Annotated in this window: 13 protein-coding genes; 12 read left to right on the forward strand and 1 reads right to left on the reverse strand. The window is 34.6% G+C overall.

The window, feature by feature from the left end; genetic code table 11:
* Positions 1–81: 81 nt before the first annotated feature.
* The 12 genes from ACN6MT_RS10345 (at position 82) to ACN6MT_RS10400 (ending at position 14,180) form a co-directional block, all read left to right on the forward strand.
* Positions 82–1,743, forward strand: a complete 1,662-nt coding sequence (locus tag ACN6MT_RS10345; RefSeq protein ID WP_419955800.1) for a glucosamine inositolphosphorylceramide transferase family protein — start codon at positions 82–84, stop codon at positions 1,741–1,743.
* A gap of 126 nt (positions 1,744–1,869) precedes the next feature.
* Positions 1,870–3,267: a sugar transferase gene (locus ACN6MT_RS10350; protein ID WP_419955801.1), complete on the forward strand. Its 1,398-nt coding sequence runs from the start codon at positions 1,870–1,872 to the stop codon at positions 3,265–3,267.
* A gap of 74 nt (positions 3,268–3,341) precedes the next feature.
* Positions 3,342–4,160 (forward strand): glycosyltransferase family 2 protein, encoded by an 819-nt coding sequence (locus ACN6MT_RS10355; RefSeq protein ID WP_419955802.1) that lies wholly within the window; start codon positions 3,342–3,344, stop codon positions 4,158–4,160.
* A gap of 3 nt (positions 4,161–4,163) precedes the next feature.
* A complete protein-coding gene (locus tag ACN6MT_RS10360) occupies positions 4,164–5,219 on the forward strand; it encodes an acyltransferase family protein (protein ID WP_419955803.1) in 1,056 nt (351 codons plus the stop codon).
* A gap of 73 nt (positions 5,220–5,292) precedes the next feature.
* Positions 5,293–5,913: a sugar transferase gene (locus tag ACN6MT_RS10365; protein ID WP_419955804.1), complete on the forward strand. Its 621-nt coding sequence runs from the start codon at positions 5,293–5,295 to the stop codon at positions 5,911–5,913.
* A gap of 6 nt (positions 5,914–5,919) precedes the next feature.
* A complete protein-coding gene (locus ACN6MT_RS10370; RefSeq protein ID WP_419955805.1) occupies positions 5,920–6,684 on the forward strand; it encodes a GNAT family N-acetyltransferase in 765 nt (254 codons plus the stop codon).
* A 77-nt stretch (positions 6,685–6,761) separates the two neighbouring features.
* On the forward strand, positions 6,762–7,853 hold the full coding sequence (locus ACN6MT_RS10375; protein WP_419955806.1) for a GNAT family N-acetyltransferase: 1,092 nt from the start codon (positions 6,762–6,764) through the stop codon (positions 7,851–7,853).
* A 51-nt stretch (positions 7,854–7,904) separates the two neighbouring features.
* Entirely contained in the window at positions 7,905–9,083 is a 1,179-nt protein-coding gene (locus tag ACN6MT_RS10380) for a DegT/DnrJ/EryC1/StrS family aminotransferase (protein WP_419955807.1), read from the forward strand.
* Positions 9,084–9,263: 180 nt separating this feature from the next.
* Positions 9,264–11,081: a polysaccharide biosynthesis protein gene (locus ACN6MT_RS10385; RefSeq protein ID WP_419955808.1), complete on the forward strand. Its 1,818-nt coding sequence runs from the start codon at positions 9,264–9,266 to the stop codon at positions 11,079–11,081.
* A gap of 35 nt (positions 11,082–11,116) precedes the next feature.
* Positions 11,117–12,346 carry a glycosyltransferase family 4 protein gene (locus ACN6MT_RS10390; protein WP_419955809.1) on the forward strand — a complete coding sequence of 410 codons (1,230 nt, stop codon included), beginning with the start codon at positions 11,117–11,119 and terminating at the stop codon, positions 12,344–12,346.
* Between the two features lie 172 nt (positions 12,347–12,518).
* Complete coding sequence (locus ACN6MT_RS10395; RefSeq protein WP_419955810.1) at positions 12,519–13,037, forward strand: YdcF family protein; 519 nt, start codon at positions 12,519–12,521, stop codon at positions 13,035–13,037.
* 36 nt (positions 13,038–13,073) lie between these two features.
* Positions 13,074–14,180 carry an acyltransferase family protein gene (locus tag ACN6MT_RS10400; RefSeq protein WP_419955811.1) on the forward strand — a complete coding sequence of 369 codons (1,107 nt, stop codon included), beginning with the start codon at positions 13,074–13,076 and terminating at the stop codon, positions 14,178–14,180.
* Between the two features lie 44 nt (positions 14,181–14,224).
* Here the strand turns inward: ACN6MT_RS10400 and ACN6MT_RS10405 are convergent, their stop codons facing one another.
* A complete protein-coding gene (locus ACN6MT_RS10405; RefSeq protein ID WP_419955812.1) occupies positions 14,225–14,929 on the reverse strand; it encodes a DUF421 domain-containing protein in 705 nt (234 codons plus the stop codon).
* Between the last annotated feature and the right edge of the window lie 12 nt (positions 14,930–14,941).

Consider the following 14,941-nt stretch of genomic DNA (forward strand, 5'->3'; position numbering starts at 1 on the left):
CGGTCACAACAATTAGTGAACCTTGCAGCAGTGTCACATTGAACACCATTATTTTATGTAAAACCCTGGGAGTGTTAAGGAATGGGAATAAAAAGACTTCGTTTTGGTGTTGTTTGTGACAACATCAACGTTGAAGGATGGCAATTAAATAGCATTAGAAAAATGCTGGATTTGGAGTTTGTTGAGGCAGGATTAATCATTTTGATTAACTCCAATCAAAGTAAGCAAATATTTGGCAGGAATACTTATGTAAGGAAAACGAATCTAACAAGCATTATGAAAAACATAACAATATTAGAATGTGATTCCGTAACATCTGTGACAGATGATAATCATTTTTCTGAGAAAGATTTGAAAAAGATTAATGGTTTTGAACTAGATTTTCTGCTAAACCTTTATGAAGGCAATCTCGGTGGAGAAATAACAAAATTGCCCCGATTTGGTGTATGGTCCTTTCAACATTGTTCAAACCTTCCTCAATATTTTTGGGAGATTTATAATGATCAACACGTAACCTTTGCTTCATTAAACCAAATCTCACACGAAAATATACTATTGAAAAAAGGTTGTTTTTCTATTATTAAAGATTCCTATAAGAAAAATAAACTACACATTACTTCGGTAATCTCAGAATGGCCAGCAAGGGTCTGTCAGGAAATATTGAATAATCATTCTGCGTACATGCGACAAGGTTCTATTGCTGCACAACCGCCCAAGTTTATGAAACCTACTTCTAAGCAAATGGGAGGATTTTTAGGAAAGTTGTTAATAAATAAGTGTAAAAAGGTGTTTTCAAAATTGTTTTCCTATGAATATTGGAATATTGGAATTGTTCCTAAACCAATACATGAGGTTCTTAATGATTCAAATGTAAAAATAAAATGGATATTTCAAAAGAAGGATTTATATTATGCAGATCCCTTTGCCTATCAAGAAGAAGGCGGACTTCGGATTTTAATGGAAGAATTGGATTATAAAGTTGTAAAAGGGTATATAAGTGGACTAAATGTTAAGAAAAATGTAGGTTGGGATATTGTTACATTTAATCAGGCAATGTTAAAGTTCCCCTGTCATATGTCGTATCCATTTATTTTGGAACATGAAAATGAAGTATATTGCATTCCAGAAACGTCTGAAGTAAAGGAAGCGTCCATTTATCAATTAAATAAATCAAGTAAAGAATGGAAAAAAGTGAAAACGTTAATTAAGGGTTTTCATGCGGTAGATTCAACAATCGTAAAACATGGAGATCTTTGGTGGTTGTTTTGTACTAAATCGTTTTCGACGATACAAAGTCATAACAATGAACTTCATATTTTTTATGCTGATGAATTATTTGGCGAATGGAAACCGCATTGTTTAAACCCAGTTAAAATTGATATACGGTCTTCTCGGCCGGCCGGCACACCCTTCGTTCATGAAGGGAATCTCTACCGCCCTGCCCAGGATTGTTCAAAAACATATGGCGGCAGAATTGTTCTAAATAAAATTAAAACATTAACAATCTCAGAATTTGAAGAAGAATCCGTTAGTTTTGTAGAACCCCAAAGCGATAGCCTGTATCCAGATGGAGTCCATACGCTTTCGAGTGTAGGAGGAGTTACCCTTATAGATGGCAAACGTTTCGACTACAGCCTTTTCCACTTTTTCAGAAAACTATATAAATTCAGACCAGTAAAAGATATAAAGCAAGTAAACTCGTCCCAGCTCGAGAAAGGAACTACAACAGTTGACCCTCTTTGAAAAATGAGGGAAAAAAGAGACAAAATTTTTTTGATTTGGTTGTTCTTTATTAAGAAAATATTGTTTTGTTGAGCAAACGTAAATCTTACTGCTCCAATTATAAAAGTTTTTGGAAGGAGGATTGAAATGAAGGAAGGTTATAAAGGGCGATTTGTAAGAATCTTGTTGGCAATGGTCGATATCATATTAGTCTATTTAGGATTTATCATGACATATTGGGTATTCGAGCTACTTTCAATCCCGACTGAGTGGACTATCATTGATAACGTTAAATTGATTGTACTATCGGCGTCATCATTATTTGTTTTTTATCTATATGATCTATATTCGGATTGGCGCCGAAAGAGTATACAGCATTTAGTTTATTCCATTGTTTTATCGATGGTTGTCTTCTCTGGTTTTGAATTTATGATATCAAAATGGACACCTTATTTATCCTTTCAGCTAAGTTATATTTTTGTGGTATTTCTTATTCAAACAAATCTATTAATTTGTATGCGTATATCCTTTTGGTTGGTTAACAAGAAATTATTCGGTAAAAAGAAGGTTTATATTATCGGGGAGGATTCTAATACAGGAATATATTTAGCTGGTAAATTCCTAAACCATAATAAAGGGTGGTTCGAAATCTCAGGTTATATTCCTTTATCTAAAAAGGGCTCCATACATGAGTTTCTAGAAAAGGGTGACCTTTTTCTCCTTAGCCCTACTATTAATAGGTTGGATAAAGAGGAAATTGTAAGGCAATGCATTAACCATGGAAAAGAAATAATGGTAATACCACAATTATTTGAATTATCTATTATAGGTGCTACTACACAACAAATAGATGATATGATGGTCATTTCCATAAAACCTCCACGCTTAAGCGTATTTCAACAGATTAATAAACGGCTGTTTGACGTAATTGTATCATCCATTTTATTAGTAATATCTTGTCCTCTTCTATTGGCTTTATTTTTATTAATACCACTCACTTCGAAAGGACCAGCTCTCTATAGACAGGAACGCATTGGGTTAAATGGGAATCCATACTTGATTTATAAGTTTAGAAGTATGATACAAGACGCTGAAAAGAGAACAGGGCCAGTATTAGCGACAGATAAGGATCCAAGAATTACGTTAATTGGAAGAGTGATTAGAGCTGTTCGTTTAGATGAGCTCCCACAATTATTTAATGTACTGAAAGGTGAAATGAGCATAGTAGGCCCAAGACCCGAGCGAGAATATTTCATTAATGAATTTAAACAAAACCTGCCGGAATACTCGTTTCGATTAACGGTAAAGCCAGGCATAACAGGATTAGGGCAAGTATTAGCTAACTATACTACTCCAGTTGAAGAAAAATTGCGTTTTGACCTTCTTTACATTCTCAATTATTCATTCTGGCTGGATTTGAAAATCCTGCTGCAGACGATTAGGGTCGTTCTCCACCGTGAACAAGCTCAAGGGTTAAAAGAAGGAAATATTCGTAACCAACAATTATTAAAAAATCTTGATCAAAACAAGGCGATTAATCACTAGATATCTTGCTAGAAGTAAACAGATTCGGATTAGTCCAAATATCTGTATTTATAAGGAGAAGGCGGGAAACATAAATGGAAAAATGTACTAAACCAATTGTTTCAGTTATTACTCCAACCTATAACGCTGCAAGATATATTACTGAAACCATTCTTTCTGTTAAAGATCAAACTTTTACAAATTGGGAAATGATTATTGTAGATGACGCCTCGTTAGATAACACGGTTGAAATTGTAAAGAAAGAAATGGAAGAGGATTCTAGAATAAAATTAATAGAACTAGAAATAAATAGTGGACCTGCGAATGCAAGAAATATAGCTATTAGTGCTGCAAATGGAAACTATCTTGCCTTTCTAGACAGTGATGATCTTTGGCTCCCAAAAAAATTGGAGCGTCAGCTATTGTTTATGGAACAAAATAATCTTGCCTTTTCCTATACAGCATACAGGATTATGACTGAAAATGGTGATAGAACAGATGTTGTTTTTCAAGTACCAGTTATGATTGATTATAAGAGTCTGTTAAAAAATACAATAATAGGTACCCTGACCGTCATGCTAGATAGAAGAAAAGTAGGGAATGTACAAATGCCATTACATCGGGATTGCTCCGAGGATTATGGATTATGGCTATCAATTTTATCTAAAGGAATCAAAGCATTGGGTCTGACTGAGGAGTTAGCAATATACAGGAAGTGTGAAAAATCACTGTCAAGTAACAAGCTAAAATCTGCTCAGAAAACATGGAACACATATAGGAAGGTAGAAAATTGTTCTATCCCTTCTTCCTTATGGTATTTTGCAAACTATTCAATGCGTGCCTTGAGGAAACATTCAAAAACTAAGGCAATAAAAGGTAAATCGAAAAGAAGATTTTTTGGAATAGAGGGATAAGCAATGGCAAGTGGAAGAAGAACTTTATCATATGTACAGATTTCTAGGGCGGTAGCCATTTTATTTGTCCTCTTAGGACATGTGAACACTTTATTTTATACCAACTATCAATACGATTGGTTTAATATGGGGCAATGGGAAAGAACGGGTGGTGTGGATTTCTTTTTTATCGTAACAGGTTTTATGATTTATTACCTTTATCATAAACATGCGGGTGTACCCGGAAAGACTACTGAATTTATCTTAAAGCGTGCAATAAGAATTTACCCCCTTTACTGGTTATTTACTTTAATTTTGATTGCTTTACCGTTACTTTCTCCGTCCAAATTTGAGGGATATACCTGGGAAATTATTATAAAGTCGTTCATTCTTCTGCCCTCTGTACCTATACTTGATTCTGCTTGGTCACTGTGTCATATCATGTTCTTCTATCTATTATTTAGTGCTTTTCTTTTTCGTCCAAAAGTCTTTAAGCCTATTATATTTATGTGGATTGTGGCGACTATTTTAATCGAGTTAAAGCTTGTTCCATATTTTGAGGATTCGTTTATTTTTAGTTTTAGTAGTTTGGAAATCCTATTCGGGTGTTTAGTTGCATATTTGACTCTTAATTATTCATTTAGATATTCTACCTTATTGATTTCAATCGGGCTGCTTGGATATTTAGCGGTTTGGATCAATAATATATACAACTTTATGTATTTGCATGGGCCATTGTTCTTTTCTGTATTTTCTATGATTCTTATGTTAGGTATCTCGGAAAAAGACAAGAAGGAGAGAAAAGTCCCGAAAATACTATCATTCATGGGGGATGCTTCCTATTCAATCTACATTGCTCATACACCTTTATTGCACCTCTATCTCTTTTTATTGATCAGGCTTCATTTAATTGGTTCTTTAGGCTATTTTGTTTCAATGGCGATCGTCATAGTTTTAACAGTAATATCGTCATGTTTCGTTTATAAACTTGTTGAAAGGCCGATGACAAAATATTTAAGAAAATTGGTATTTACGAAAAAAATTCGTCCTGCAGAAATACCAATGGGAATTGCAAAATGAGGCAATTTTGTCCTCCGGTGTTCGTTTTTAGGAACAAAATACACTGTTATATAAAAATATATAGGAGGTAACGATGAAAAGATTGTTTGATATTGTTGCAGGTTTGCTCCTATTATGCATCTTCTGCCCGATCATGCTGGGAGTTGCAATTTTGGTCAAAGTAAAATTAGGTTCTCCGATTCTTTTTAAACAAGAACGAGTCGGGTATCATGAGGGAATTTTTACTCTTTATAAGTTTAGGACAATGACAAATCAAAAGGATGAAGCTGGCAATGATTTGCCGGATTCAATTCGACTAACAAAGGTAGGACTTTTGCTGAGAAGAATGAGTATGGATGAGTTACCACAATTACTAAATGTTGTGAAAGGTGATATGAGTTTGGTTGGACCACGACCACTTCTCGTCCGATATTTACCATACTATACTTCGGTAGAAAGAAAGAGACATTCAGTAAGACCCGGTATTACCGGGTATGCACAAGTGGAGGGAAGGAACCAATTAGATTGGACCAGCAGATTGAAATTGGATGTCACTTATGTAGAGAACCTGTCTTTTCTATTAGATTTGAGGATTATATTCAAGACCATCAGCAAGACGCTCAAACGGGAAGGGATTGCTGATGTCCCAGATCAACAAATGTTGGACTTTGATGTAGAACGAAGAATGAAAGCTAGTATTCAAAAGGTGGAATAAAACGAAATGAAATTACGTATTGAACCTTTAAAAAGTAAAGACGCACACCTTATACCCAAACTGATTGAATCTGGGATGGATAAGGATATTTTTTCACTCACCATTTTTAGTTCAAAAGGATATGAGGCATACCTGGAGAATTTGCTTACCATTCCTGAAGAACACCGAAGAGTGAAACTTTTTGGAGCATTTGTGGGTGACCAGCTAGCCGGCTATACAGAATGGCGTATCTTGGAGAATAGCCTTTTTTTAAATAATATTTATGTTTTCCCAGAATTTCAGGGACTGGGCCTTGGAAAATCACTTTTAGAAGAACACGGTAATACGTTAATGGAGGAATACAGAAAATCCAGCATATCGTTAGATGTTTTTAAAAATAATGAAAAAGCTGTTAGGTGGTATGAAAAAGTCGGCTTTGTGAAACAGGAATCCATTAACTGGTATGTTGGGGAGCAGCAAACTTTAACCCGCGATAATTATATGTATGAATGTTATATAGAAAATTATCCAAATGCCGAAGCGGAACAAAAGGCATACGATTTTTCTATGTTTACATGTTCAACAAAAAATGGAGTTTATCAAATAGGGAGAATTAAAAATCAATTCTATCGATTAACAAACTCTGAGTCGTTAAATAATGTTGATCTACTTCACTGTCTTTATCAGGTTGATTCTAAACGAAAAATGCTGCTATTGAGCAATGAGATATACTCCAATAACTTTTCGTTCGCCTTGGCTTGTGTAAGCAACAGGATGAAATTAGAGATTTAAACTGTGTTCATTTCATTTTTATCAATTAGATATCTGTTTAATTTACCTAAATAAAAAGAACTTTTGGGGGGACTTTAGTGGTTTATAAAATATTTGATTTAAGTGAAAAAGAGAAATGGCACGAATTCTTAGAAAAGACAGCAAGCCAGGATATATATTTCACACCAGAATATTTTGAGGTTTCTGAGAGAAATGGGGAGGGGAAGGCTCAGCTCTTTATCTACGAGAATGGTCAGGATTTTGTCTATTACCCGTTTTTAATGAGGAGTCTAAATGACATTCCATATGCAGAAGACATAAGGAGAAAATTTGGGGACTTATACGATATTACTACTCCATATGGGTATGGAGGCCCGATTACTAACATAACTGAAAATTCTGATAAAAAACATTTATTTAACGGATTTGAGGAATCCTTTCATTCTTATTGTTCTCAAAACAATATTATTTCGGAGTTTGTTCGTTTTCATCCGTTGATTAGAAATGACAAGGATTATAAAGATGTTGAATCAACATTAAACCGTCATACCATTTACGTTGATTTATCTTTGGATTTACAAGATATATGGGCTAATTATGACACGAAAAACAGAAATAGACTACGCAAGGCACAAACCAATGAATATTTTACAATGGTCCATCGGTCTCCAAGTGAATTTGATAACTTTATGAAACTGTATTATAAAACGATGGATAAGAAAAACGCATATGATTATTACTATTTCGAGAGAGCCTATTTTGAAAACAGTGTGGAACTTATGAGAAATCATCTGGAATTAATAGAAGTTATGATGGGCGATAAAGTTATTATGTCTTGCTTTTTTATGCATTATGGAGATTTCATACATTATCACTTATTAGGTTCGGACGAGGAATATTTAAATTACTCCCCTAATAATTCTTTAATTCATTACGTTGTAGAATGGGCAAAGTCTAAAGGCAAGAAAGTTTTACATTTAGGTGGAGGATATGCTGGAGATACGGATACACTATATCGTTTTAAAAAGCGTTTTAATAAATATGGGGATTTACCTTTTTACATTGGAAAAAGAATCCGTAATAAGGAAATTTATCACCAGTTGATTAATGATCTGCCAGGAAACGAAAATTATTTTCCTTTGTACAGACATCCGGATTTTACTTTACAAACTCTGTTAAGTAAACGCTAACGATTGCTTATATTTTAATATAAATTGCTTTTAGGGAGTGGATGTAAGTTCATGGAAAGTAATAATAAGAGAATTTATCTCTCTTCACCACATATGACAGGCAAAGAGAATAAATACATCAATCAGTCCTTTGAGACAAATTGGATCGCTCCTTTAGGACCTAATGTTGACAGGTTTGAAGAGGATTTATCCCAATATGTTGGAGCAAAGGGTGCTCTAGCAGTTAGTTCAGGTACAGCGGCCATCCATCTCGCATTAAGGTTGCTTAATGTGCAAGCTGGGGATAAAGTTTTTTGCTCCTCTCTTACATTTGTGGCCAGTGCCAGCCCGATTCTTTATCAACAAGCTGAACCTGTGTTTATAGATTCTGAATTTGATACATGGAATATGTCCCCAGAAGCTTTGAAAAGAGCATTTATGGACGCTGAAAAAGAGGGGAACTTGCCCAAAGCAGTAATTGTCGTTCATCTTTATGGACAGAATGCCAAAATGGACGAAATAATGGAAATTTGTAATTTTTATCAGGTTCCCGTGATTGAAGATGCAGCTGAATCACTTGGTACTACCTATAAGGGGCGAAAGAGTGGTACGACAGGGAAATTTGGTGTGTATTCATTCAATGGCAACAAAATTATCACTACATCAGGTGGTGGAATGTTAGTTTCAAATGACAAGGAAGCACTCGTAAAAGGAAAGTTTCTCGCTTCCCAAGCACGAGACAATATGCCGTATTATCAGCACAGTGAGTTAGGCTACAATTATCGTATGAGCAATATCCTTGCTGGAATTGGTATTGCTCAACTGGCTGTAATTGAAGAAAGAGTAAAACAAAAACAGGCTGTTTTTCAGCGATATGTACAGGAGTTAAATACTATAGAAGAGTTTGTCTTTATGCCAGAATATCAAGGGACAGGTCATAATCGATGGTTAACTACCCTATTTATTGATTCGAACCAACCATCATTTACCCCTCTTGAGTTAGTACAGGAACTTGAAAAAGAAAACATTGAAGCGAGATTAGTATGGAAGCCAATGCACCTGCAGCCATTACTCAATAAATACAAGTACTATCAACATTCTAATCAAATAAGTGTTTCTAGTTATTTATTTGAAAGAGGGCTTTGTTTACCTTCTGGAACAAACATGACCGAAGAAGAACAATCCCGGGTTATCGAAGCTATACTATCATTTGTTAGTCGCAAAAAAAGCCACAATTTTATTAAGACATAACATTCAGCTTGTGCAATTATAAAATTTGGTTTGGAACTGGATAATCAATTGCAGGAGATTTTGTTTATACATTCGTTCTTTAAAAAGAACTTTAAAGTTCTTTTTAACCATACAATGATGGTTTGTTTGATTTTTTTTCAACGTCAACCATTAATAAAAATCAGAAAGAAGTGGCCAAGATTGAGTTACCAAAAACGGGTTCTTTCTTTAATCGTAATTGATTCTCTAATTGTATTTACATCGGTATATATATGCAGTTTTATTTTGTTCCCAGGCTTTATTATGCCTGCCGTAAAACAGTTAGTACTAATATCAACCACATTGCTTTTAAGTCATCATCTATTTGCTTATAAATATAAGCTCTATCAAAGGGCATGGGAGTACGCAAGTGTAAGTGAGATGGTAACTGTTCTAAAGGCAGTAACCTTTTCAATCATCACGGCCGCAATCATTCAGCTTATTATTGGGCAGCATGTATATTTTCGAATTTTAACAACAACGTGGATGATGCATATGTTTTTAATAGGAGGATCACGATTTTCTTGGCGTATTTATAAAGATAAACATTTTTCTGAAAAAATCAAAGTTAAAAAGCGTACACTTATTATCGGTGCGGGATCTGCTGGTATTTTGACAGCGAGACAATTAAAACATAGCAATAGTGAGCTTATTCCTGTCGCTTTTATTGATGACGATAAACAAAAGCAACACCTTGAAATTTTAGGGTTGCCAGTGCTTGGCGGCTTAAATACTCTTAAAAGAGCGGTGCAAGATTTAAGGATTGAAAATATTATTATTGCTATCCCATCTCTTACTAAAAGAGAAATGAACAATATTTTTGAGGAATGTTCCAAAACAAAGGCTAATACACAGATGATGCCGATGTTTGAAGATTTGGTAACAGGTAAGGTCTCTGTTAATGAAATTCGCAATGTAGAACCGGGAGACCTTTTGGGCAGAGAGCCTGTTGAATTAGATGCAAACTCGATTTCCCAATACATTGCTAATAGCGTTGTCCTAGTAACAGGTGCCGGTGGATCGATTGGATCTGAAATTTGCAGACAAGTCTCACAATTCGAACCATCTAAACTTATTCTGCTTGGTCACGGGGAGAATAGTATTTATTCCATTGAAATGGAATTGAAGTCCTCATTAAGTAACAACATTGAAATTGTAACTGAAATTGCTGATATTACGGACAGGGATAAGATATTTGCGATTATGGATGAATATAGGCCAAGGGTAGTATTTCATGCTGCTGCTCATAAGCATGTTCCATTAATGGAGAGAAATCCAGAAGAAGCGATTAAGAATAATGTTATTGGTACAAAAAATGTAGCAGAGGCAGCAGGGGAATCACATGTAGAGACATTTGTCATGATCTCCACAGATAAGGCTGTAAACCCAACAAGTGTTATGGGAGCCACGAAAAGAATTGCAGAGATGATTGTGCAAGAGTTAAACCAAAAAAGCAATACAAGGTTCGTAGCCGTCCGGTTTGGGAATGTATTAGGAAGCAGAGGGAGTGTTATTCCATTATTCAAGAATCAAATTTCTAAAGGTGGTCCTATTACGGTAACGCACCCTGAAATGACAAGATATTTTATGACCATCCCCGAAGCCTCTAGACTTGTGTTACAAGCAGGAGCACGTGCAGAAGGCGGGGAGATTTTTATTCTTGATATGGGTGAGCCGGTGAAGATAGTTGATTTAGCAAAAAATTTAATACGCTTATCCGGCTATTCAGAGGATGAGATAGAAATTACTTATTCGGGGATAAGGCCGGGTGAGAAATTATTTGAAGAAATTCTAAACCAAAATGAAGCACAAGACAATCAGGTGCATCCAAAGATTTTTGTAGGTAAACCAGTGAATGTCGATAGTACGAAAATTACAGACTTAATTGAAAATTATGCCTATCTTGATAGAGAATCACTAAAGGAATTCCTGTTGTTTATGACCAATCAATCTACTGAAAATATTAAAGCAGTGGTTTAGCAGTCAAGCTAACTCGTTGGATGGAGAGTGTAAGGATGTTTTTAAATAAAAGAGAGATTCTTTTAGTCGCTCCCTTTACAATACTTCCTGGGGAAAAAGGGTTTAATCGATTTACGTATATTGCAGAAAAATTAAGCAGCAAAGGTCATAAGGTTACGTTACTTACGAGTAATTTTAAGCACAGTGATAAGAACTTTAGAGACAAAGCTGTAATTGAAAAAATCAGCAGGAGCCTTAAGTACACAATCGTCATGATTGAAGAACTAGGATACAAAAAGAATATTGGCATTGATCGAATTCAAAGTCATAGACACTTTTCAAAACAACTAGCATTGTATTTAAAGAATCGTAAACAAAAGCCCGATGTAATATATTGTGCGTATCCAATGATGGATGCGGCTTTTATTGCTGGAAGATATGCCAAACAGTATCAAATTCCATTTGTGATGGATATTCAGGACGTATGGCCAGAAGCAATCAAAAATGCAATACCCCTTCCAGAGGTAATGGCTGATATCTTATTATATCCACTTACTATCTATGCAAATAAAATTTATAGTTTAGCAGACTACGTCGTGGGGGTTTCAAAAAGTTATGTTCAACGAGTAAATAATGTCCATGAAAATGCTAAAAGTTATTTACCCATTTTTATTGGAACAGACCTTGGTATTTTTGATAGCTATAAAGAAAAATATGTAAAGAAAGATCCTAATGAATTTTGGATAACCTACATTGGTACCATTAGCTATAGTTATGACCTGGAAACGGTAATTCGTGCAGTTTCTATTCTGAAAAATAAAGGTATCAGCAATATCGTTTTTAAGGTATTTGGGTCTGGACCTTTACAGCCAAAGTTTGAGAGGTTGGTCAATCAGCTTGATGCCCCTGTCGATTTTATGGGCCATTTTAAATATGAGGAAATGATCCCTTATCTTGTAAATTCAGATATTGCAGCAAATGCAATCAGTAAAGGTGCCCAACAAAGTATTACCAACAAAATTGGAGATTTTCTATCAGCTGGGTTACCAGTAGTAAATAGCAGTCTTAATAAGGAATTTATGGACATGGTGACGATTGAAAGTATTGGATACAACTACAACCCTGGTGATTCGGTTAAATTAGCCGCCCTCATTGAACATCTTTACAATAATAAAGGTTTACGAGCAGCATTTGGAGGAAATGCCAGGAGATTAGCGGAAGAAAAATTTGATAGGAGATATTCCTATAAAGATATTTATAGCATTATTGAACAAGCAACCGTTTAAAGAAGACCAGGTTAAATAGATTATTACAGGTGATAAAATGGTATCTCCAAAGTTGATGTCTTCACAGAATAGAAAAAAAGGAATTCTGTTCGCCGCTAGAAAAATTAAATATGCGTTATATTCAGTGCTGCTTTTTTTTATATTTTTTCTTTTATTTGCAGGACGATTTTTAGTGATTGATGAAGAGCCAAAAAAGGTAGATGTAATTGTCGTATTAAGTGGGGGAGAAGGACGACTGGAAAAAGCAATGGAACTTTATGAGTCAGGATACGCAAATAAACTGATTGTTTCTAATGGATTGGCGGATAATTTATGGAAAAATGCTGCTCAATATCTGCCAACTAGTTCGATAATATTGGAGAACAAAGCAGATAGCACTTATGAGAGCGCCATTTATGTAAAGAAACTCATGAAAACGTATAAATTTCATTCCGTAATTATAGTCTCTTCTGATTTTCATATGAGAAGGGTGAAATATAATTTTCATAGAGTCTATAAGGGCAGTGATCATGAGCTTATTTATGTAGCTAGTGATACTTTGTATAATCCTAATTTATGGTGGATGAATAAACGCAGTTTTGGTATTACCATTAGTGAATATGTAAAAATAATTGGTAATACCTTCGGAGTTCATGGAAATGAAGCAAAAAGAACATTATATCGTTATTTTGAAATGTTCTTTTATGAATAGCAGCAATAATAGTAGTAATAGAAGGAGGAATCAGTTTTGGAGAAAAAATTGGTAAACGAAATTTTTCTGATGAGAACCATTTCGTGTTTAAGTATATTACTTCTTCATTCCCTGGCAAGAGCTTACTCTCATGACAACAATATTGTTAACCAAATGCAAGTTTTATTAACTTTTGGGACACCTACTTTTGTCTTTATCTCTGAATTTATTTTGGCGCGTTCTTATCCACAAGCACTTCCAGACAATTTTTGGTCTAAAAGACTAAAGTTTATTATGGTACCTTATATTTTATTTGGTACATTTTATGCTCTGATGAAGGGGTTTGAACAATCATTAAGTTCTGGAGACAATTTTATTAGTTCTTTTGGAGGTTTCCTATGGAAACATATATTATTGGGGGATTACCATGGTTATTTTATTCTAGTAATCTTTCAATTTTATTTATTGCATTATTTCTTCCATAAATATTTGAAAAAGTGGAACCCATTCATCGTTATGGGGAGTGCGCTGCTCATTCATTTAGTGTATTTAGGATTCTTTAATTTTGTCAAAGCACCTCAGAATGAAATTGGAATTTACATTTGGGAGAAGTTTTATTGGGTACCTTTTTTTGGCTGGTTTTTCTATTTTACTCTCGCTTATTACTGTGGAAGGAACTTTTCAGTGTTTATCCAATATATTAATAAATTTTCAAGATGGGTAATAGTTAGTCCATTCATAACTGGGGGTATAGTTTTATTTTTATATGAATCAAAAATAATTCCGGTTATTTCTTCCAAAAGAGTAGATATGGTGTTTTTTACTACAAGTATGATTTTCTTAATTTATTATGTAGCAACAAAATTACACAAAGTACCTAGAGTTGTTGTTTGGATTAGCCAGTATTCATTTGGAATTTATTTAATGCATTCAGTCTTTTTAGCTGTTATGTATTTAGCTTTCAACAGATTACCCGTAGAAATAAATCCAGCAATGCTTACAGTAATATACTTCTTTGTTAGTCTACTGTTGTCAATTGCGTCAACATTTGTTCTCAATAAAATTCCATATGGATATTATTTTATTGGAAAGATATCTATAGGTATTAATAATAACAAAATGAGTAACCCGATTGCTCCTAAGACAAAAACAGTACAAGGGTAATTTTATAAAACAAAGGGGTGCCTTTAATGACACCTCTTTGTTGATTATTGATATAAAAAAAGGTTAAGTTTATTTTTACGGTCGATTGTGGCTAATAAAACATTACCTACCTCAGTCTGATACTGGCTCCTTAGTGTGTTTATGAGCCAACCTTCATCCTTATTTAGTTGGTGGAGCTCATGAAGTTTAATTTTTCCTTCTTTTATTATAGTCTTAGGAAGATCAAATGGCTCGGTAGCTAAGTTATATGTAGATGGGGTGATTGGTTGGTATTTTGGATCCAAAAAAACGGACAATTTCCCATCTGCTTCCCACAATGCTAAGGCAACTTTCTTAACATCTTCTACTTTTTCCTCACGTAATTCTTCTAATAAAATATCGATGGATATTCTGGCTTTATTCAACCCATTAACGATAATTTCTCCGTCTTTTACAAGTGTAATGGGTGCAGGATTGATTAATTTTCTAACTCGTGGAAATCTTAATATGGAATAAACACTGCCAACATACAATGCCACCAAAACCACTGTAGTCGTCAGAGAACCCTTTAACCCAAGATGTTCATCTGACAATGGATGGGCAATGATATTTCCGATTATCAGCGCAATAGCAAAGTCAATCAATCTGAGCTGTGCAATGGAACGCTGACCCATTGCTTTCGCTACAACTAGCAAAAAGAAATAGGCAACGATAGCACGTAATATCCACTCTATTGTTGTTAAGGATTCCTGACTATGGAAGAAATTCATCGAAGACACATC

Origin of the sequence: Neobacillus niacini, from assembly GCF_048572935.1 — a bacterium.
Classification (GTDB): Bacteria; Bacillota; Bacilli; order Bacillales; family Cytobacillaceae; genus Neobacillus; species Neobacillus niacini.

What these genes read in the sequence shown, in the direction of transcription:
- ACN6MT_RS10345 (WP_419955800.1), top strand. Translation starts at nt 82, where the DNA reads ATGGGAATAAAAAGACTTCGTTTTGGTGTTGTTTGTGACAACATCAAC.
- ACN6MT_RS10350 (WP_419955801.1), top strand. Translation starts at nt 1,870, where the DNA reads ATGAAGGAAGGTTATAAAGGGCGATTTGTAAGAATCTTGTTGGCAATG.
- ACN6MT_RS10355 (WP_419955802.1), top strand. Translation starts at nt 3,342, where the DNA reads ATGGAAAAATGTACTAAACCAATTGTTTCAGTTATTACTCCAACCTAT.
- ACN6MT_RS10360 (WP_419955803.1), top strand. Translation starts at nt 4,164, where the DNA reads ATGGCAAGTGGAAGAAGAACTTTATCATATGTACAGATTTCTAGGGCG.
- ACN6MT_RS10365 (WP_419955804.1), top strand. Translation starts at nt 5,293, where the DNA reads ATGAAAAGATTGTTTGATATTGTTGCAGGTTTGCTCCTATTATGCATC.
- ACN6MT_RS10370 (WP_419955805.1), top strand. Translation starts at nt 5,920, where the DNA reads ATGAAATTACGTATTGAACCTTTAAAAAGTAAAGACGCACACCTTATA.
- ACN6MT_RS10380 (WP_419955807.1), top strand. Translation starts at nt 7,905, where the DNA reads ATGGAAAGTAATAATAAGAGAATTTATCTCTCTTCACCACATATGACA.
- ACN6MT_RS10390 (WP_419955809.1), top strand. Translation starts at nt 11,117, where the DNA reads ATGTTTTTAAATAAAAGAGAGATTCTTTTAGTCGCTCCCTTTACAATA.
- ACN6MT_RS10405 (WP_419955812.1), bottom strand. Translation starts at nt 14,929, where the DNA reads ATGAATTTCTTCCATAGTCAGGAATCCTTAACAACAATAGAGTGGATA.